The following is a 19,646-nucleotide window of genomic DNA, read 5'->3' on the forward strand; positions in this document are numbered from 1 at the left end:
ATTACCCGCTTCGGGGCGGGGTTTCAAGTGGCCGTGGCACGCGAGCCCCGGCCCTCGCCATTGCCTGCAGAAACAAGGGGGTTGACGCCGGCGGCGATGCCTGTAGAATGCGCACCCGTAACGACACAGCGGGTGTAGCTCAGTGGTAGAGCACAACCTTGCCAAGGTTGGGGTCGTGGGTTCGAATCCCATCACCCGCTCCATCTCCCCTCCCTTTTCCGTTGTTTCCTGCTTCATGGCGCAGTGAATCGCGCCGAGTCCGAGTGGCCCGTCCCTCGCCACGGGCCACCTCCGCGTCTTGTCCGTCAACACATCACCGCTCTGCGTCGCGGTGTGCCGTGCGTACAAACTCGGTGTGCTCGCAGCCCGGGCACGGCGGGATGTGGCCGGGGCGCTGCAGCGTGATGGTGCGCCCGCAGGCGATGCACGCCAGTTCGCCGGGGCCGGCGATCTCGTCGGTGTGGTAGAGGCTGGGCTCGCCGGTGGTTACGAATCCGCGCAGTTCCATGCTGGTGCGGTCGGCCACCGAGGAAAAGGCGTCCCAAAGCCAGCTCTCCAGCATCTGTAGGTCCATGCGCAGCCAGTCGCGCAGCGGGTGGTCGTGGCTGCGGTCGGCCAGCCAGGCGCCCGCCTCCTCCAGGTCGCGCTGCAGGGCGTCGCCCACCCGGTCGGCGTCGGCGCGGGGCAGTTCGCCGTCGGCGACCATGGCTCGCTTGACCTCCTCCAGAGCTTGGGCCAGGCGCGGGCCGCCATCCTCGCAGCTGGCGAAGCGCTCGCGCAGGCGGGTGAGCATGCGCTCGTAGCTGGTGGGCAGGTGGCCCGCCTGGTGTTCCGGGTCGGACTTTTTGCTCATGCGGCCTCCGTGTCGGGTCGATGCCATCGCACCTCGGGTACTGGGTACCAAGGTACTAGCAACGCCGGCCGATGTGCAGATTGCTTGCCGGATGCGAGCCTGCCCGGCGGATCCGGGGGCCGCGCAACTAGAACCCCGGGACGTGGCTCCGTTATCCTGCACGGCTCACCTGCCCGGGAAAGCGACAGACACCGATGGACAACCAGTACCGACCGAAAGAGATCGAAGCCGAGGCCCAGGCCTACTGGGAGCAGCAGCAGACCTTCAGGGCGCGCGAGGACACCGGACGCCCCAAGTACTACTGCCTGTCGATGTTCCCGTACCCCAGCGGACGGCTGCACATGGGCCACGTACGCAACTACACCATCGGCGACGTGGTCAGCCGGTATAAGCGCATGCAGGGCTACAACGTCCTCCAGCCCATGGGCTGGGACGCCTTCGGACTGCCCGCCGAGAACGCCGCCATGGAGCGCGGGGTGCCCCCGGCAGCGTGGACCCGCGAGAACATCGCCGCCATGCGCGAGCAGCTCAAGGGGCTCGGCTTCGGGTACGACTGGTCCCGCGAGCTGGCCACTTGCGATCCCGACTACTACCGCTGGGAGCAGTGGCTGTTCACGCGGCTCTACCGCAAGGGGCTGGTCTACCGCGATACCGCGGCGGTGAACTGGGACCCGGTGGATCAGACCGTGCTCGCCAACGAGCAGGTGATCGATGGGCGGGGCTGGCGCTCCGGGGCCCTGGTCGAGCGGCGCGAGATCCCGCAGTGGTTCCTGCGTATCACCGACTACGCCGACGAGCTGCTCGAGGCGCTCGATGAGCTCGAAGGGTGGCCCGAGCAGGTGCGCAATATGCAGCGCAACTGGATTGGCCGTTCCGAGGGCGTCGAGCTGAGTTTCGATCTGGCCGGTCGCGACGAGCAGCTGACCGTCTTTACCACGCGCCCGGACACCCTCTACGGGGTCACCTATATGGGCCTGGCGCCGGAGCATCCGATCAGCCTGGAGCTGTCCGAGGGCAACCCGGCCATCGCCGAGCTGGTTGACGAAGCCCGCTCGGGCGGCACGGCGGAGGCCGATCTGGCCACCCGCGAGAAGCGCGGCGCCGACACCGGGCTCGAGGCCGTGCATCCGCTCACCGGTGAGCGGATCCCGGTCTGGGTTGCCAACTTCGTGCTCATGGAGTACGGGTCCGGCGCGGTCATGGCGGTGCCCGCCCACGATCAGCGTGACTGGGAGTTCGCCAGCGCCTATGGGCTGCCCATCCGGCCCGTCGTGCACCCGCCCGACGGCAGCGAGCTGGACATCTCCGCCGGTGCCTTCAGCGACTACGGCGTGTTGGCCGACTCCGGCCCGTTCAGCGGCATGCCCTCTGATCGCGCCTTCGTGGCCATCGCCGAGCGCCTCGAGGGCGAGGGGCGGGGCCAGCGTCGGGTGCAGTACCGCCTGCGCGACTGGGGTGTGTCGCGGCAGCGCTACTGGGGCGCCCCGATCCCCATGATCCACTGTGCCGACTGTGGCCCGGTCCCCGTTCCCGACGATCAGCTGCCGGTGACGCTGCCCGAGGACGTGGCGATCAGCGGTAGCGGCTCGCCGATCAAGTCCATGCCGTCGTTCTACGAGACCACCTGCCCCGAGTGTGGCGGTGCGGCGCAGCGTGAGACGGACACCTTCGACACCTTCATGGAGTCGTCCTGGTACTTCGCCCGCTTCGCCTGCGCCGATCAGGACAGCGCCATGCTCGACGAGCGGGCAGACCACTGGGCCCCGGTGGATCAGTACATCGGTGGGATCGAGCACGCCGTTCTGCATCTGCTTTACGCGCGTTTCTACCACAAGGTGCTGCGCGACGAGGGGCTGGTCAGCTCCGATGAGCCGTTTACCCGGCTGCTCACCCAGGGCATGGTGCTCAAGGACGGGACCAAGATGTCCAAGTCCAAGGGCAATACCGTCGACCCCCAAGAGCTCGTCGAACGTTTCGGCGCCGATACCGTGCGCCTGTTCACCATGTTCGCGGCGCCGCCGGATCAGTCCCTGGAGTGGTCGGATTCCGGGGTCGAGGGCGCTTACCGCTTCCTGCGCCGCCTCCATGGCCTGGTGCGCGATCACGTCGCACGCGGTTCGGCGCCGGCGCTGGATCCGCAGGCGCTCAGCGACCCCCAGCGCGATTTGCGGCGCAAGGTTCACGAGACCATCGCCAAGGCCTCCGATGACATCGGCAAGCGCTTCACCTTCAATACCGCCATCGCGGCGGTGATGGAGCTGTGCAACGCCTTGGGCAAGGCCGGGGACGACAGCGACGCTGGCCGTGCGGTGATGCAGGAGGGGCTGGAGGCAGCCGTGCTGATCCTGGCGCCGATCACCCCGCACCTTTGCCACCACCTGTGGTTCGAGCTCGGCCATACGACCCCGGTGGTCGAGGCCGCCTGGCCCGAGGCGGACGAGCAGGCGCTGGTCCGTGACGAGGTGGAGCTGGTGGTCCAGGTTAACGGCAAGCTTCGCGGCCACGTCACCCTGCCCGCCGACGCCGATGAGCAGCAGGCCCGGGAGGCGGCGCTGGCCGAGCACAACGTGCAGCGCTTCGTGGCCGACAAGGAGATCAGGAAGGTGGTCTTCGTCCCCGGCAAGCTCATCAACGTGGTGGCCAAGTAGCGGCCTTCCGCCGCCAGGGGGTGCGGATGCGATTATCGTGGCGGAACCGGTCCCAGGGGGTGGCCGGGCTGCTGGGCGTGGCAGTACTGGCCCTGGCGCTGAGCGCCTGCGGCTGGCAGCTGCGTGGCGCTCCGGGCGGGATCTCGCTGGACGACCGGGTCATTCAGGTGGTGGACGAGGCGGGTAGCAGCGAGCTGCGCCGCGAGGTGCGCCGCGCCATCGAGGGGGGCGGCGGGCAGTACACCGAGAGCGCCGCCGGTGCCGAGTGGGTGCTGACCCTGCACGGTCGGGGCAGCAGCCGCGACACCGCCTCGGTCGGGGCCGGCGGTGATGTGCTCGACTACCGGCTGACCTACACCATCGACTACAGCGTGGTCGATGCCGAGGGCGAGACGCGCATCCAGCGCACCTCGTTGGATGCCCAGCGCACCTTTGCCGATCCGGACGGCGGGGCCGACGAGCGCCGGGCTCGCGAGGCGGAGTTGGAGGAGGAGCTGCGAGCCGACGCCGTGCGCCTGCTGATGCTGCGGCTCCAGGCTCTGCGCTGATGGCCGAGCGGCCGGAGACCCTGCATCGCCAGCTCGAGCGCGGGGTGCTGCCCCGGGTCTGCTTCATCGCCGGGGAGGAGCCGCTGCTCCAGCGCGAAGCCGCCGACGCCGTGCGCCGTGCGGCCCGCGAGGCCGGGCACGCCGAGCGCGAGGTGCTCGATGTCGATGCCGGGTTCGACTGGGGGCGGCTGACCGAGGCTGCGGGCAGCCTGTCGCTGTTCGGCGATCGCCGCCTCCTGGAGGTGCGCATGCCCGGCGGCAAGCCCGGGCGCGACGGGGCCGAGGCCCTCAAGTCCTACTGCCGCGACGCCCCGGAGGACACCGTCTTGCTGGTGACCAGTGGCCGCCTGGAGCGTTCGGCCCGGGAGGCGGCGTGGGCGCGGGCGCTGGCCGGGGCCGGCATCTTTGTCTACTGCTGGCCGGTGCCGGGCCGCGACATGCCGCGCTGGGTGGCCGAGCGGCTGCGCCGCGCCGGGCTGCAGGCGGACCCCGAGGCGGCGGCGCTCATCGCCGAGCGCTCCGAGGGCAACCTGCTGGCTGCGGACCAGGCGGTGGAGAAGCTGCGCCTGCTCGTCGGCAGCGGGGGCGGTGTGGATGTCGAGACGGCCGCCGGGGCCCTGGCCGACAGCGCCCGCTATACCGTGGACGATCTGGCCGACGCTGCCCTGGACGGGGAGTGGACGCGGGCGCTGCGCGTTCTGGCCGCGCTGGAGGAGGAGGGCGTGCAGCCTCCGCTGATCCTTTGGGCCCTGGCCCGGGATATCCGTGTGGCGGCACGGCTGGCGGCCGGCGCCGACGAGGGCGTGCTGCAGCGCGAGCGGATCTGGAAGCGGCGGGCCGCGCGGTTGCGCAATGCCGCCCGCCGGCGCCCGGTGGCCACCTGGCGGCAGTTGCTGCAGCGCTGCCACCGGGTGGATCGGGCGATCAAGGGGCTCCCGCCGGGGGAGCCGTGGGAGCAGCTGCGGGCCCTGGTCTCTCGCCTGGCGCGTGCCATGGCAAAATAGTGCCGGAAGGTACACCCTGTTCCTGATCGAGGCCATTTGAGCAAACCCGATGAGTGCAGAGCAGTCGAGCGACATCACCGAGACCATCCGGCGGGTCGGGCAGCAGGCCCGGGCGGCCGGGCGTGCCCTGGCACGTTCCGGCACCGGGGCGCGTAACAGCGCCCTGGCAGCCATTGCCGCCCGCATCGAGGCGGGTGCCGAGGCCATCGCCGCGGCCAACGCCGCGGACCTGGACGCTGCCCGCGAGGCCGGGCTCGATCCGGCCCTGATCGACCGCATGGAGCTGACCCCGGGGCGCATCCAGGGTATGGCCGACGGGTTGCGCGAGATCGCCGGGCTGCCGGACCCGGTTGGCGCGGTGCGCGAACTCTCCGCGCGGCCCTCGGGGATCCAGGTCGGCCGCATGCGCATGCCCATCGGGGTGATCGGCATCATCTACGAGTCTCGTCCCAACGTCACCGCCGATGCCGCCGGGCTGTGCATCAAGTCGGGCAACGCCACCATCCTGCGCGGCGGCTCCGAGGCGATCCGTTCCAATCGGGCCATCGCTGAGCAGATCCGCGCCGGGCTGGAAGATGCCGGGCTGCCCGGCGACGGCGTCCAGGTGGTCGCGACCACGGATCGGGATGCCGTCGGCGCCCTGATCCAGATGCCCGAGTCGGTGGACGTGATCGTCCCGCGTGGCGGCAAGGGCCTGGTCGAGCGCATCGCGCGCGAGGCGCGGGTGCCGGTGATCAAGCACCTCGACGGGGTCTGTCACGTCTACATCGACGGGGCGGCCGATACCGACAAGGCAGTGGCCATCGCCGTCAATGCCAAGACGCAGCGCCTGGGCACCTGCAACACGATGGAGACGCTGCTGGTGGACGAGGCCGCCGCCGGGCGCGTCCTCCCGGAGATCGGCCGCCAGTTGCGCGAGGCCGGGATCGAGGTGCGCGGCTGCCAGCGCACCCGGGACCGGCTCGCAGAGGCTGTACCTGCCACGGAAGCGGACTGGGCTACCGAATACCTGGGGCCGACCCTCTCGGTGCGAGTGGTGGACGGTTTCGAAGAGGCCGTGGCGCACATCGAGCGCTATAGCTCTGGGCATACCGAGGCCATCGTCACCGAGAGTTATCCGCTGGCCCAGCGCTTCCTCCGCGAGGTGGATTCCAGCTCGGTGATGGTCAATGCCTCGACCCGTTTCGCCGACGGTCAGGAGTACGGCCTCGGTGCCGAGATCGGGATCAGCACCGACAAGCTCCACGCCCGCGGCCCGGTGGGGCTGGAAGGGCTGACCACCGAGAAGTGGATCGTCCTTGGTGACGGCCACGTCCGCAGCTGACAGCGAGGTGAGTCGCCGCGTGAGACAACCGCTGCGCACCATTGGCCTGCTTGGTGGCACGTTCGACCCGATCCACTACGGTCACCTGCGCCCGGCCGAGGAGGTCCGCGAGGCGGTACAACTCTCCGAGCTGCGCCTGATCCCGGCGCGCATCCCGCCCCACCGCGCTCGCCCGCGGGTCGGGCCGGAGCAGCGGGCGGAGCTGGTGCGCCGGGCCGTGGCGGGCAATCCCAGCGCCTGTGTCGATGAGCGCGAGCTCCATCGCGACGGCCCCTCCTACACCGTCGACACGCTGGCCGAGCTCCGAGCCGAGCTGGGCGGGGTCTCGCTTTGTCTGATCCTTGGCTACGACACGTTCCTGGGCCTGCCGGGCTGGTCGCGCTGGCGGCTGCTGTTCGAGCGTGCCCACGTCGTGGTCACTGAGCGGCCCGGCGTGCGCGGCGCGCTGCCCGAGGCACTTGCCGAGGAAGTGGCCGACCGCGTCACCGAAGAGCCGGCGGGCCTGCGCCATAGCCCGGCCGGGCGCATCCTGTTCCAGGCGGTGACACCGGTGGATATCTCCGCCACGGGGATCCGCCGTTCCCTGGCCGTGGGTCGGTCCGTGCGCTATCTGCTGCCCGAGACGGTGCGGCAGCGGGTGGTCGAGGCGGGCTGGTACGGCTATCCGCAGTTGTAAGAGGTCGTCATGGTGGTGGAAGAGCTGGAGCAACGGATCCGCGAGTCCCTCGACGAGATCAAGGCCCTGGACACGGTGGCCATTGATGTCCGCGGGCGCACGCCGGTGACCGACCTGATCGTGGTCACCACTGGCACCTCCCGTCGCCACGTGCACGCGGTGGCGCGCAGCCTGGTCGACGACGCCAAGGCCAGCGGGCTGACGCCGCTGGGCGTGGAGGGCGACGAGCCGAACTCGGAGTGGGTGCTGATCGACCTGGGTGATGCCGTGGTCCACGTCATGACCCGGGAGAGCCGCGATTTCTACCGCCTTGAGCGCATGTGGGAGATGGACGAGGCTTGCGCCTCCACCTCGTCGCAGTAGGCCAGAAGCCGCCGCGCTGGGTGCGGGACGGTTTCGAGGACTACGCCCGGCGCCTGGGCAGGGGGTGGCGTCTGGAACTGCACGAGGTCAGTGCCGGCGGGCGCGGCAACGACGACCCCCACGCCCGCGAGCGCGAGGGCGAGCGGCTACTCCGGGCGCTGCCGTCGCGAGCGGTCTGCGTGGCCCTGGACGAGGCCGGCAAGCCCCGCGACACCCGGCAGTGGGCGCGCAGCCTGGGGCGCTGGAGCCACGAGGGTGGCGAGGCAGCCTTCGTCATCGGCGGCGCCGACGGGCTGAGTGAGGCGGTCCGCGAGCGCGCCGATGCCTGTTGGTCGCTGTCGCCGCTGACCCTTCCGCACATGCTGGTGCGGGTGCTGGTCGCCGAGCAGGTCTACCGCGCCTGGACGCTGCTCAGCGGGCATCCGTATCATCGAACCTGAGCGCACCGCCACAAGGTCTAGGGAAATGGAGCCTTACATCATCCTCGCATCCGGGTCGCCCCGCCGGCGCGAATTGCTCGAGCGCATTGGTATCGGGTATCACACGCTGCCGGTCGCCGTCGACGAAACCCCGGAGCCCGGTGAGGGCGCCGAGATGTTCGTCCTGCGCATGGCCCTGGAGAAGGCCCGGCGCGGCCACGCCGCTGCTGAGCAAAAGGCGCCGGCGCTCGGCGCGGATACCGCGGTGGTCCTCGACGGTGAGATCCTCGGCAAGCCCGCCAGCGAGGCCGACGCCCACGGTATGCTCGAGCGCCTGTCGGGGCAGACCCACCGGGTGGTGACCGGGGTGGCGCTGGTCGACGATCGCGAGGCCACCCGGCTGTCGGTCAGCCAGGTGACCCTGCGCGAGATCACCGCCGAGGAGCGGGCCCGCTACTGGGCCAGCGGCGAGCCGGTGGACAAGGCGGGGGCCTACGCCATCCAGGGCCGGGGCGGGGTCTTCGTCGAACACCTGGAGGGTAGTTACACCGGGGTCATGGGGCTGCCGCTCTACGAGACCACGCTGCTGCTCGACAAGCTCGAGATCCCCTGGCGCGAGCGCTGGTAGGGGGCGCGTGAGCCAGGAGATCCTCATCAACCTCACCCCCCGCGAGACGCGGGTGGCCCTGGTCGAGAACGGCGTCCTTCAGGAGGTCCACCTGGAGCGGGCCCGCCGCCGCGGGCTGGTGGGCAACATCTACCTGGGCCAGGTGCGCCGCGTGCTGCCCGGTATGCAGGCAGCCTTCGTGGATGCCGGGCTGGAGCGCACCGCCTTCCTGCACGTCTCGGATCTGCAGCGCGAATCCGGCGGACCCCCACCCCCCATCGACCGGCTGCTGCGCGAGCAGCAGGCGCTGCTGGTGCAGGTCATCAAGGACCCGATCGGCAACAAGGGGGCCCGGCTCACTACGCAGATCACCGTGCCCTCGCGCTACCTGGTCCTGACCCCGCACTCCGCGGGCGTGGGCATTTCGGCGCGGATCGAGGAGGAGGCCGAGCGCGAGCGGCTGCGTGCGGTGGCTCAGGGGTTCGACGCCGAGCGCGGGGAGGCCGGGCTGATCTTCCGCACCGCGGCGGAGGGGGCCGCGGACGAGGCGTTGAGTGCCGACCACGACTTCCTCGTGCGGCTCTGGGAGAGCATCCGCCGGCGCGCCGGCGCGGCGCAGCCCGGGACCCTGGTCCACGAGGATCTGCCCCTGCTGCTGCGTGCCCTGCGGGATCTGGCCACCCGGGACTTGGAGCGGGTTCGGGTGGACTCCCGCGAGGGTTACCTTCGCCTGCGTGACTTCTGCAAGGACCTGCTGCCCCATGTTGCCGAGCGGGTGGAGCTTTACGCCGGCGAGCGGCCGATCTTCGATCTCTACGGGGTTGAAGAGGAGATCGAGCGCGCTCTGTCGCGCCGTGTGGATCTCAAGTCCGGCGGGCATCTGATCATCGATCAGACCGAGGCGATGACCACCATCGATGTGAACACCGGTGGTTTCGTCGGCAATCGCAACGTCGACGAGACCATCTTCAAGACCAACCTGGAGGCCGCCCAGGCCATCGCCCGGCAGCTGCGCCTGCGCAACCTCGGCGGCATCATCATCGTCGATTTCATCGACATGACCGACGCCGAGCACCGCCGCCAGGTTCTGCGTGCCCTGGAAAAGGCCCTCGAGCGGGATCACGCCAAGACGCAGATCGGTGCCGTCTCCTCGCTGGGGCTGGTGGAGATGACCCGCAAGCGGACGCGGGAGAGCCTCGAGCAGGTGACCTGCGAGCCGTGTCCGACCTGCGGTGGCCGGGGTACGGTGAAGAGCGCCGAAACGGTGGTCTACGAGATCTTCCGCGAGATCCTGCGCGAGGTGCGCCAGTTCGAGTCGCAGCGGGTGATCGTGCTGGCCGCGCCGTCGGTCGTTGAGGTGCTACTCGACGAGGAATCCACCAGCCTGGCGCAGCTTGAGGAGTTCATCGAGCGACCCATCGAGCTGCAGGTCGAGTCCCTCTACGTGGCCGACCAGTACGACGTCATTCCCGTATAATCCGTCGTTATGGTTGCCCTGATGCGCCGCTTCGGCCCGCGCGTGCTGCGCGGCCTGCGCCTGGTGCTGCTGGCGGCGCTGTTCGGCGCTGCAGCACTGCGTCTGGCCGTCTGGCTGGCCCCCAACTTGAACGCGCCGGTGGAACGCTTGACTGCCGAGGCCCTCGGGGCGCCGGTGGCCGTGGACAGTGCTGATCTGGTCTGGCGCGGCCTGTGGCCGGGGATCGAGCTGACCGGTGTGCGGGTCGGGGACGAGGCGCCGATCACCCTGGAGCGGACCACGCTGACCCCGGCGCCGCTGGAGAGCCTGCGTGCCGGCGCGCTCCGGTGGGCCGCCGTGTCGGCGGCGGGGTTGCGCGTCACCGTGGAGGCGGACCGGCATGGCTGGTCCGTGCCGGGGCTGGGGGACGGGGTGCAGCAAGGGGCGGCGGCGCTGGACCTGCGGGCGGTCCCGCGGCGTGTGGCGTTGCGCGATGCCGCCGTGGAGCTGATCCCCCGCCGGGGTACGGCCGGGGAGCGTGTCCGTTTCGAGCTGGCCGGACGCCGCGACGCCGAGGCGCTGGAGCTCGGCCTGCGCAGCGCCGGGGACGAGGCTGGGCCGGGCCGGGGGCTGCAGCTGGCCGCCCGGTTGCCCTTGCAGGCGCCCGCCGCGGCGACCGTTTATGCGGCGTTTGACGGGGTCGCCGTGGCTCCCTGGGCAGCCGTCCTGACCGATACGCGTGCTTCCGGGATCCTCGACGGTCGGCTCTGGCTGGAGCTGGCCGACGGCCGGGCCGATGCTCTCCACGGCAATCTGCGCGGTCGTGACCTGGGCATGGAGCCGCGGCGGCCGGCGCCGGGAGTCGACAACCTGGCCGCCGAGGCGCGCTTTGCCGGGCGGGACTGGACCGCTGAACTGGCCGCGGCCGAGACGGCGCTCGAGCTGCCCTGGTTGTTCCGGGAGGATGTCGCCGTGGGCCGGGCCCGGGCAGTGCTCGGCGGTAGCTGGCAGCCCGACGGGCGCTGGTCCGTCGAGCTGCCGCGGGTGTTTGTCGAGAACGCCGATACCCGCGCCAGCGGGCGCGGGTCGCTCACCGGCGGCGATGGTGACACCCCGCGGTTGTTCCTGCGCGCCAGCGCCGATGAAATCCCCATCGAGCGGGTGCCCGCCTACGTGCCGGCCGGGGTCACGCCACCGGAGGTGGTCGAGTGGCTGGAGGACGGCCTGCTCGGCGGCACCGCCCACGGTGCCGAGCTGCTCTTCTTCGGCCGTCCCGACCGCTTCCCCTTCGACGCCGGTGAGGGTGTCTTCGACGTCCGTGCCGGGGTGCGCGGTGGCCAGTTGCGTTACGACCGCGGTTGGCCGCGGCTGACCGGCATCCACGCCGACCTGCGCTTCCATAACGCCAGCATGGCCATCACCGGTCGCGGGTACACCAACGGGGTGGAACTGCGCGACGTGGCGGTGGGTATCCACGATCTGCGCGAGCCCATCCTCACCGTGCGCGGTCGAGGCGAGGGCGATGCCGGTGGTGGTCTGGGCTTCCTCGCCGGCTCTCCGCTGGGGCGCGAGTGGCTCGGCGATCCGGTGCCGCTGTACGCCAGCGGCCCGATGGCCCTCGACCTGGATCTGGCCGTGCCCCTGGAGATGGTTCACCCCGAGACGGTCCTGCTCGACGGCCGGGTGCAGCTCCACGGGGTCGATGCGGGCATCGATCGCTGGGTGCATGCCCAGGCACTGACCGGTGCCCTGAGCTTCGATGCCGCCGGCATACGCAGCGCCGGGGAGCTGACCGGCCGCTGGGGCGGCGAACCGCTGTCGATTGGGGTGCGTACCGCCACCGTGGAAGGGCGGTCGCGTATCCTCCTCGACGCCGCCGGTCACGGCACGCCAGCGAGCCTGCTCGAGGGGCTGGCCGAGGATCCGGCCTGGCTGAGCGGTGCCGCCCCGTGGTCGGTCCGTGCCCGCCTGCCAGCCTTCCAGCCGCACCTCCAGAGGCCGGAGATGAGCCTGCGGGTGCGCTCGAGCCTCGCAGGCACGCAGATGGCCCTGCCGGCACCGTTCGGGGTCGAGCGCGACGAGCGCCGCCACGTGCAGGCGGACTTGGGCTTCTCGGCCGGGGGGCTCGAGTCGTACTGGCTGAGCTACGGTGAGGAGCTGATGCGCGCCGGGGCGGCGGCGGGCGAAGACGGCCTGCCGCGGTCGCTGGCCCTGCGCTTCGGCCCCGGTGCGTTGAGGTTGCCGACCCGCGGGAGTGTCGTCGAGGGCCGGATCGACGAGCTGGACCTCGATGCCTGGCGGCGCTGGCTGATCGGGCAGGCCGGCGACGGTCTGTCCGGTCTGGGTGCGCAGGGCGCGGCCTGGCGGCCGCCGCTTCCGCTGCGTGGCCACTTGCGCGTCGGCGATCTGACCGTCGGCGCACGGGGGTACGGCGACCAGACGCTGGCGGCGGAGTGGTACGCCGATCAGCCCGGGCAGCTGGCCCTGCGCGGCGATCTGATCAGCGGTCAGGTCACCTGGGACGAGGCGTTGAGGCGGGTCCGGGCCGACCTGGATCACCTGGATCTGCCGGTGCCGCAGGCTGCCCCGGATGCCGGGCCGGACCTGGCTGACCCCCGTCCCCGCATGGCCGGGCCCGGCGCGGCGGCTTGGCCCGAGGTGGATATCGACGTGGCCAGTGTGCGTCTCGCCGGCCGCGTGGCCGGTGCCGGTCGAGTCCGGCTGCGCCCCCGCGGCGAGGTGCTGTACATGGATGAAGCTAGTATCCGCGGGCCCACGCTGCACCTGGTGACCAGCGGGGAGTGGCGGCCCACCGGAACGGCACTGCGGGGCCGGCTGCGCAGCGGCGATGTGGGGGATCTGCTCGGATTGCTGCAGGCACCGCGGGCGGTGACGGTGGCGGACGTCGACATCTCCGCCGAGCTCGGCTGGCCCCAGGCTCCGTGGGGGGTGGAGCTGGTCGATCTGGTAGGCGCGGTGCGGGTGCGCATGAACGACGGGCGCATCACCGAAGTGGATCCGGGCGCCGGGCGCGTGGTGGGGCTGCTGGGGCTGCGTATGCTGCCGAGGCGGATCCTGCTCGACTTCGCCGACCTCTCCGGGCAGGGTTTTGCTTTCGATCGCATCAGCGGCCGGGTGACCGCTGCCGGTGGCTACGCCCACGTCGATGATCTGCGCATCGCCGGACCGGCGGCGCGCGTTACCATATCGGGGAACATGAATCTGGCGCAGCGTGTCTACGATAATCATGTCGTTGTCGAGCCGCGCCTCGGGGCGACGTTGCCGCTACTCGGGGCGCTGCTCGGCGGCGGGGTGGGGGCTGCCGGCGGTTTCCTGGCCGATCAACTGCTGGGCGAGGGGGTGGACCGGGCAGCGGCGGTGCGCTATCGCGTGGCGGGGCCGTGGCACGAGCCCCGCGTCATCAGGCTTGGAGTCGAGGATGCAACACAGCGCTAATCGAGCCCGAGGGCTCTCCGAGAACGGCCAGTCCCGGCGTCACAACCTGGCGGCGGTGCAGATGGCCTCGGGCCCCCACGTCGAGGCCAACCTCCAGGAGGCCGAACGGCTCATCGGCGAGGCCGCCGAGGCCGGGGCCGAGCTGGTGGTCCTGCCCGAGAACTTCGCCATCATGGGCTACCAGGACACCGACAAGCTCAAGCACGCCGAGGCCGAGGGCAACGGTCCCATCCAGGCGTTCCTAGCCGAGCAGGCCCGTCGCCACCGAATCGTGCTGGTCGGCGGCACCATCCCGCTGCAGGGCGCGACTCCTGAGCGCATCCGGCCGGCGGCGACGGTCTACGGTCCCGATGGCAGCCGCCTGGCCTGCTACGATAAGATTCATCTATTCGATGTAGAGGTGGCTCCAGGCGAGGCCTATCGGGAATCGAACACCCAGCAGCCCGGGGAGACCCCGTTGGTGGTGGAGACGCCGCTCGGGCGGCTCGGCGTGGCAGTCTGCTACGACCTGCGCTTCCCGGAGCTATTCCGCGAGCTGGCCGCCCAGGGGGCAGAGATCCTAGCGGTTCCATCGGCCTTCACCGCCGTGACCGGCGAGGCGCACTGGAGCGTGCTGGTCCGTGCCCGGGCCATCGAGAATCTCTGCTACGTGGTGGCGTCGGATCAGGGCGGCTACCACGTCAATGGCCGTGAGACCCACGGTGAGAGCATGATCGTCGACCCGTGGGGGCGCGTCATGAAGAGCCTGGAACGCGGCGCCGGGGTGATCACCGTGGAGGTGAGCCTGAGCCGCCTGCACGAGATCCGGGAGCGTTTCCCGGCCCTCCTTCACCGCAAGTTGTAGGTGACCGAATGATGAACCACGCCGAAGCCGCTACTGCGACCCCGGACCCGCTTCGTCAAGCCGAGGAGCGGTTGCTGGCGCCGGCCGCACTCGACGAGGCGCGCCTCGGTCAGGTGTTCAGCCGCCTGCTGCGCCCAGGCGTGGACTTCGCCGATCTCTATTTCCAGGCCGCCCGGCGCGAGGCCTGGGTGCTTGAGGACGGCATCGTCCGCGAGGGCAGCCATAGCATCGACCGCGGTGTGGGTGTACGTGCCGTCAGCGGCGAGAAGACCGGGTTCGCCTACTGCGACGAGATTGGTCTGGAGGCGTTGCTGGATGCCTCCTCGGCTGCTGGTGCGGTGGCGCGCAGCGGACAGAGCCGCAGCCTGGCCGCCTTCCGCAGCGGTGCCGTGGGCGGGCTCTACCACGGCGATGATCCGCTGGCGAGCCTCAGCGCGGACGACAAAGTGGCCCTGCTGCACCGTGCCGAGGCCGCGGCGCGTGCCGTCGACCCGCGCATCGTCCACGTGGTGGTGAGCCTGGCCGGTGCCCACGACACCATCCTGGTGGCGAACTCCGAGGGCGGCTGGGCCGGGGATATCCGCCCGCTGGTCCGGCTCAACGTCTCGGTGCTGGCGGCCGCCGGCGAGCGCCGCGAGAGCGGGGCTTCCGGTGGGGGCGGGCGTTACGACTACACGCGTTTCGTCGAGCCGGAGCGTGTCGAGGCCTATGCCCGCGAGGCGGCCCGTCAGGCGCTGGTCAACCTCGAGGCCGAAGAGGCGCCGGCGGGGAATCTGCCCGTGGTCCTCGGTCCCGGGTGGCCCGGGGTGCTCCTGCACGAGGCCGTCGGCCATGGCCTGGAGGGGGATTTCAACCGCAAGGGGACCTCGGCATTCACCGACCGCATTGGCGAGCGGGTGGCCTCTCCGCTGTGTACCGTCGTCGACGACGGTACCATCGCCCATCGGCGGGGGTCGCTGAACATCGATGACGAGGGCCACCCCAGCCAGTGCAACACCCTGATCGAGGACGGGGTGCTCACCGGCTACATGCAGGACCGGCAGAATGCCGGACTGATGGGCATGGCGCGCACCGGTAATGCCCGCCGGGAGTCCTACGCCCACCTGCCCATGCCGCGGATGACCAATACCTACATGCTCGCCGGTCCCCACGACCCCGACGAGATCATCGCCTCGGTGGACCGGGGGCTGTACGCGGTGAACTTCGGCGGCGGCCAGGTGGACATCACCTCGGGCAAGTTCGTCTTCTCGGCCAGCGAGGCCTACTGGATCGAGAACGGGCGTATCCAGCACCCGGTCAAGGGCGCGACCCTCATCGGCAACGGGCCGGATGTGCTCACACGGGTGAGTATGGTGGGCAACGACCTGAAGCTCGACGGCGGTATCGGGGTCTGCGGCAAGGAGGGGCAAAGCGTCCCCGTGGGGGTCGGCCAACCAACGCTCAGGGTCGACGGCATGACCGTCGGCGGCACCCAGGCTTGATCGCCCCGCGCCGTCGCCTGGAAACCCAACTGACAACGGAGAAGGCGAATCCATGCCGGATCCCCGCAACGAACTACCCGCCCCGGCAGCGCTGGAAGGTCTGGTGCAGCAGGCCCTCGACGAGGCCCGCGGGCACGGGGCCGATGCTGCCGAGGCGGCCTGCTCCGGCGACATCGGCCTTTCGGTGAACGTTCGCAAGGGTGAGATCGATACCCTGGAGCACCACCGTGGCCGGGATATGGGGGTCACCGTGTACTTCGGTGGCCGCAAGGGCAGTGCCTCGGCCGGGGAGCTGTCCGAGCAGGCGGTGCGCGAAGCCGTGCAGGCGGCCTGCGACATCGCCCGCTACACCTCCGAGGACCCTGCGAACGGTCTGGCACCGGCCGAGCGCATGGCGGTGGACCCGCCGGACCTCGACCTCGATCACCCCTGGCCCCTGTCGGCGGACGACGCCGTGGAGCTCGCCCGCGACTGCGAGGCGGCGGCGGTGGAGGCCGATCGGCGTATCGAGAACACCGAGGGTGCCGGGGTCAGCATCCACCGCGGCCTGCACGCCTACGGCAACAGCCACGGTTTCTTTTCGGTGCTGCCGGAGTCGCGCCACGGTATCCACTGCGTGGCGGTGGCCGGACGCGGCGAGGCCATGCAGCGCGACCACTGGTACAGCGTGGCCCGCGACCCCGCGGCTCTGGAAGAGGCCCGGGCTGTGGGGCGCCAGGCGGCCGAGCACGCCGTGGCCCGGCTTGGCGCCGAGAGTCTCAACACCGAACGGGTACCGGTGCTCTTCCGTGCTCCCGTGGCCCGCGGGCTGGTGGGCCATCTGGTCTCGGCGGTCCGGGGCAGTGCCCTGTACCGGCAGGCTTCGTTCCTGGTCGACAGCGCCGGCGAGCAGCTCTTCCCCGCCTGGCTGCAGATGGTCGAGCGGCCGCACATTTGCCGGGCGCTGGGCAGCACGGCGTTCGATGCGGAAGGGGTAGCCACCACCGAGTCGGCGCTGGTGCAGGACGGGGTGCTGCAGCGCTATGTGCTGGACAGCTACTCCGCCCGCCGGCTGGGCCTGGAGACCACAGCCAACGCCGGCGGCGTCCACAACCTGGAGGTCAGCGGCGGCGATGAGGACTTCGACGCCCTGCTCCGGCGCATGGGCCGCGGGGTGGTGGTCACTGAACTGATGGGCCAGGGGGTCAACCTGGTCACCGGCGACTACTCCCGTGGTGCCGCCGGTTTCTGGGTGGAGAACGGGGCCATCGACCGCCCGGTCCAGGAGATCACCATCGCCGGCCATCTGCGCGATCTTTTCGCCGGCATCCAGGCGGTGGGCGGCGACGTGGACCGGCGCGGCAACATCCGCTGTGGCTCGATCCTGGTCGAGGAGATGACCGTCGCCGGGCAGTGAGCGTCCGGTGCCGGGCGCGGGTCAACCGTGCTCGGTCTCGCCGAAGCCCTCGGCCACCAGACGGGTTAGGGCCTCGAGGGCGGCCTCGGCGTCCGCGCCCTCGGCCTCAATGGTGATCGTGGCCTGATGGCCGGCGGCGAGCATCATCAGTCCCATGATGCTCTTGCCGTTGACGCGCTTGTCCCCGTAGCGGACGTGGATCTCGCTCTCGTACTCGCTGGCGATGGTCACGAAACGGGCGGCGGCCCGGGCGTGGAGTCCGAGGCGGTTGGTGATGGTGGCTTGTTGCTCGATCATGACGGCGGGGCTCCTTCACCGACCGCGATGATGCCGGCTCGGCCGCCGGCAGCGGCGGATTCGGCCAGTTCGTCGAGGGATCGCCCGGGGTAGTTGAAGACGCGCAGGAGCATCGGCAGGTTCAGGCCGGTGACCACCCGGCAGTGGCGGTCGGTGCCGGCCGCCACGGCGACGTTGGAGGGGGTGGAGCCGTAGGCGTCGGAGAGGATGAGGACCCCGGCCCCCTGGTCGAGTCGGGTGATCAGGGAGCCGGCGCGTTCGAGTAGCTCGTTGCGCTCGTCCTCGTTGAAGACCTCCAGCGACTCGGTCTGCAGCGGGCAGATGCCGAGCGTGCGCGAGGCCGTGGCCAGGATCTCCGAGCCGATGTGTCGGTGGGCGACGATGAGCAGTCCGACCCTCATGACAGCTCCCGGTGGCGCAGGGTCACGTGGCTGCAGTCAGCCTGCAGTGCTGCGGCCAGCCGCTCGGCGAGGTAGACCGAACGGTGCTGCCCGCCGGTGCAGCCGATGGCCACGGTCAGGTAGCTGCGCCCTGACTGCTGATGGACCGGCAGCCAGTGGCGAATCATCGTGTCGATCTGGTCGAACAGGGTCTCGGTTTCGGGCTGCGCCTCCAGGAAGGCGCGGACGCTGTCATCGCGGCCGGTGTAGGCGCGCAGCCGAGGCTCCCAGTGTGGATTGGGCAGGCAGCGGGCGTCGAAGACGTAGTCGGCGTCCGTGGGGATGCCGTGCTTAAAGCCGAAGGACTGGACCAGCACCGACACACCGCTGCGCTCGCCCGCGACCCGCTCGGAGATCAGCCCGCGCAGGTCGTGGACCGTGGTCCGCGAGGTGTCGATACTCCAGTCGGCCACCTCGCGCAGCGGTTCGAGCAGGGCGCGCTCGGCGCGCAGGGCGTCGGCCAGCGGCTGATCGCCCTCGGCCAGGGGGTGGCGCCGCCGGGTCTCGCTATAGCGGCGCATGAGGATGGCGTCTTCGGCGTAGAGGAACAGCACCTCGGTGGCGATGCCCTGCTCGCGCAGCGCAGTCAGCGTCTCGGGCAGGCGCTGTAGGTCGCGGGGCGGGTTGCGGGCGTCCAGCCCCACCGCGAAGCGCTCGCCGGTGGGTGCGTCGCGATTCTGCGCGTAGCGGGCCAGCTCGCCGATCAGGCTCACTGGCAGGTTATCGATGCAGTAGTAACCGGCGTCTTCCAGGGTGTGCAGGGCGACGCTCTTGCCCGAGCCCGACAGGCCGCTGACCACGATCAGGCGCAGTTCGCTCATGCCGGCACCCCGTGGTTCCGGCCGCTGCGCTGGTGTGTTGCGACCTCCGCGACGAGGCGGCCGGCGGCGGCCTCGATCAGCGGCGCCAGCGGCCGGCGTTCGCTGTCGGTCAGGGTCACCCGGGGTAGGGCCAGGCCGAGCAGTTCGCGGTGATCGCGCCGGCCGTGCAGGGCGGCCTCGGCTTCGGTGGGGCCGGGAGCGCGCTGGAGCTGGATGCACAGAGCCACGGCGGTCTCGCTGCGCAGCGCCGCGGGGCCGTAGAGTTCGGTGATGTCCACCAGGCCGAGGTCGCGCAGGCAGAGCAGCCCCCGCCCCTGCTGCGGACCGGCGCCGAGCAGGCGATCACCGTCGCGGCGCAGCTGTACGGCGTCGTCGGCCACCAGGGCGTGACCACGGTCGAGCAGCGCCAGGGCGGCGTCGCTCTTGCCCACGCCGCTGGGGCCCTCCAGCAGAATCCCGCGGCCGTGGACCGCCATCAGCAGGCCGGGGATGACCGGCCGGTTCCCGGCCGCGTTCACGATGGGTCGGCGTGCGACTGCCATTCGCGCAGGGCCATCTGCAGCTCGTCCCCGTCCGAGGAGCGGCGCAGCCGCTCGCACAGGCTGCTGTCGCTGAACATCTCGGCAAGGCTGGCGAGGATCTGCAGGTGCTCGTCGGTGAAGTGCTCGGGTACGACGAGGGCGAAGAGCAGGTCCACCGGTGCCTTGTCGAAGGCGTCGAAATCGATGCCCCGGTCCAGGCGGATGAGGGCCCCGATGGCGCGGTCGATCCCGTCGATGCGGGCGTGGGGCACGGCGACGCCGTGCCCCAGGCCCGTGCTGCCCAGTCGCTCACGGGCCAGCAACCGGTTGCTGATCTCCCGGGCGTCGAGGCCGTCGCCGCTGGCCCCGATCAGCTCGCCTATGCGCAGGAGCACCTGCTCCTTGTCCTCGATGCCGCTCTCGCAGCGAACACGTTCCGGCGTGATGAGTTGCTCGATGTCCATGGAGTGTCCGATCGGCTGGCCCGCTGAA

General features: G+C 70.8%; 19 protein-coding genes and 1 tRNA gene. 14 read left to right on the plus strand and 6 right to left on the minus strand.

Features of this window, described 5'->3' with window-relative positions; all coding sequences use genetic code 11:
- Positions 1-128: 128 nt before the first annotated feature.
- Positions 129-203 (plus strand) — tRNA-Gly (locus tag LRA98_RS07760).
- 110 nt (positions 204-313) lie between these two features.
- Here the strand turns inward: LRA98_RS07760 and LRA98_RS07765 are convergent.
- Positions 314-853, minus strand: coding sequence for a zinc ribbon-containing protein (locus tag LRA98_RS07765; protein ID WP_201172774.1), 540 nt, complete (start codon positions 851-853; stop codon positions 314-316).
- A gap of 194 nt (positions 854-1,047) precedes the next feature.
- Here LRA98_RS07765 and leuS point away from each other — a divergent pair, with 194 nt between their 5' ends.
- Genes leuS through pmbA form a run of 13 tightly spaced genes read left to right on the plus strand, consistent with a single transcriptional unit; the run spans position 1,048 to position 17,075 of the window.
- Positions 1,048-3,501: a leucine--tRNA ligase gene (gene leuS, locus LRA98_RS07770; RefSeq protein WP_238633517.1), complete on the plus strand. Its 2,454-nt coding sequence runs from the start codon at positions 1,048-1,050 to the stop codon at positions 3,499-3,501.
- A gap of 26 nt (positions 3,502-3,527) precedes the next feature.
- Positions 3,528-4,049: an LPS-assembly lipoprotein LptE gene (locus tag LRA98_RS07775; RefSeq protein WP_238633518.1), complete on the plus strand. Its 522-nt coding sequence runs from the start codon at positions 3,528-3,530 to the stop codon at positions 4,047-4,049.
- Entirely contained in the window at positions 4,049-5,053 is a 1,005-nt protein-coding gene (gene holA, locus LRA98_RS07780; protein ID WP_201172759.1) for a DNA polymerase III subunit delta, read from the plus strand. Before LRA98_RS07775 ends, holA begins: the two co-directional genes overlap by 1 nt.
- A gap of 49 nt (positions 5,054-5,102) precedes the next feature.
- Positions 5,103-6,377 (plus strand): glutamate-5-semialdehyde dehydrogenase, encoded by a 1,275-nt coding sequence (locus tag LRA98_RS07785; RefSeq protein ID WP_201172757.1) that lies wholly within the window; start codon positions 5,103-5,105, stop codon positions 6,375-6,377.
- Positions 6,378-6,396: 19 nt separating this feature from the next.
- The gene (nadD, locus tag LRA98_RS07790) at positions 6,397-7,053 is read left to right on the plus strand and encodes a nicotinate-nucleotide adenylyltransferase (RefSeq protein ID WP_238633519.1); all 657 of its coding nucleotides are present in this window, start codon (positions 6,397-6,399) and stop codon (positions 7,051-7,053) included.
- 9 nt (positions 7,054-7,062) lie between these two features.
- Positions 7,063-7,416, plus strand: coding sequence for a ribosome silencing factor (gene rsfS, locus LRA98_RS07795; RefSeq protein ID WP_238633520.1), 354 nt, complete (start codon positions 7,063-7,065; stop codon positions 7,414-7,416).
- Complete coding sequence (gene rlmH / locus LRA98_RS07800; protein WP_238633521.1) at positions 7,392-7,856, plus strand: 23S rRNA (pseudouridine(1915)-N(3))-methyltransferase RlmH; 465 nt, start codon at positions 7,392-7,394, stop codon at positions 7,854-7,856. The genes rsfS and rlmH overlap by 25 nt, the downstream gene beginning before the upstream one ends.
- Before the next feature lie 25 nt (positions 7,857-7,881).
- Positions 7,882-8,463: a Maf family protein gene (locus LRA98_RS07805; protein WP_238633522.1), complete on the plus strand. Its 582-nt coding sequence runs from the start codon at positions 7,882-7,884 to the stop codon at positions 8,461-8,463.
- A 7-nt stretch (positions 8,464-8,470) separates the two neighbouring features.
- The gene (gene rng / locus LRA98_RS07810; protein WP_238633523.1) at positions 8,471-9,919 is read left to right on the plus strand and encodes a ribonuclease G; all 1,449 of its coding nucleotides are present in this window, start codon (positions 8,471-8,473) and stop codon (positions 9,917-9,919) included.
- A gap of 21 nt (positions 9,920-9,940) precedes the next feature.
- The gene (locus LRA98_RS07815) at positions 9,941-13,354 is read left to right on the plus strand and encodes a YhdP family phospholipid transporter (protein WP_238633524.1); all 3,414 of its coding nucleotides are present in this window, start codon (positions 9,941-9,943) and stop codon (positions 13,352-13,354) included.
- Complete coding sequence (locus LRA98_RS07820; protein WP_201172726.1) at positions 13,338-14,198, plus strand: carbon-nitrogen hydrolase family protein; 861 nt, start codon at positions 13,338-13,340, stop codon at positions 14,196-14,198. The genes LRA98_RS07815 and LRA98_RS07820 overlap by 17 nt, the downstream gene beginning before the upstream one ends.
- 11 nt (positions 14,199-14,209) lie before the next feature.
- Positions 14,210-15,679: a metalloprotease TldD gene (gene tldD / locus LRA98_RS07825; protein WP_430981845.1), complete on the plus strand. Its 1,470-nt coding sequence runs from the start codon at positions 14,210-14,212 to the stop codon at positions 15,677-15,679.
- 52 nt (positions 15,680-15,731) lie between these two features.
- Positions 15,732-17,075 carry a metalloprotease PmbA gene (gene pmbA, locus LRA98_RS07830; protein WP_238633525.1) on the plus strand — a complete coding sequence of 448 codons (1,344 nt, stop codon included), beginning with the start codon at positions 15,732-15,734 and terminating at the stop codon, positions 17,073-17,075.
- A gap of 21 nt (positions 17,076-17,096) precedes the next feature.
- Here pmbA and LRA98_RS07835 read toward each other — a convergent pair whose 3' ends face one another.
- From LRA98_RS07835 to LRA98_RS07855, 5 genes are read right to left on the minus strand one after another with little or no spacing between them, the layout of a single operon-like run.
- Positions 17,097-17,372: an HPr family phosphocarrier protein gene (locus LRA98_RS07835; protein WP_201172710.1), complete on the minus strand. Its 276-nt coding sequence runs from the start codon at positions 17,370-17,372 to the stop codon at positions 17,097-17,099.
- The gene (locus LRA98_RS07840) at positions 17,369-17,773 is read right to left on the minus strand and encodes a PTS sugar transporter subunit IIA (RefSeq protein WP_238633526.1); all 405 of its coding nucleotides are present in this window, start codon (positions 17,771-17,773) and stop codon (positions 17,369-17,371) included. Before LRA98_RS07840 ends, LRA98_RS07835 begins: the two co-directional genes overlap by 4 nt.
- Positions 17,770-18,633, minus strand: a complete 864-nt coding sequence (gene rapZ / locus LRA98_RS07845) for an RNase adapter RapZ (protein ID WP_201172705.1) — start codon at positions 18,631-18,633, stop codon at positions 17,770-17,772. Before rapZ ends, LRA98_RS07840 begins: the two co-directional genes overlap by 4 nt.
- Positions 18,630-19,151, minus strand: a complete 522-nt coding sequence (locus LRA98_RS07850) for an HPr kinase/phosphorylase (protein ID WP_238640830.1) — start codon at positions 19,149-19,151, stop codon at positions 18,630-18,632. Before LRA98_RS07850 ends, rapZ begins: the two co-directional genes overlap by 4 nt.
- Positions 19,148-19,618 carry a PTS sugar transporter subunit IIA gene (locus tag LRA98_RS07855; protein ID WP_201172700.1) on the minus strand — a complete coding sequence of 157 codons (471 nt, stop codon included), beginning with the start codon at positions 19,616-19,618 and terminating at the stop codon, positions 19,148-19,150. Before LRA98_RS07855 ends, LRA98_RS07850 begins: the two co-directional genes overlap by 4 nt.
- Positions 19,619-19,646: the final 28 nt, after the last annotated feature.

Source organism: Halorhodospira sp. M38, from assembly GCF_022227985.1.
In the GTDB taxonomy this organism is placed as follows: domain Bacteria; phylum Pseudomonadota; class Gammaproteobacteria; order Nitrococcales; family Halorhodospiraceae; genus Halorhodospira; species Halorhodospira halophila_A.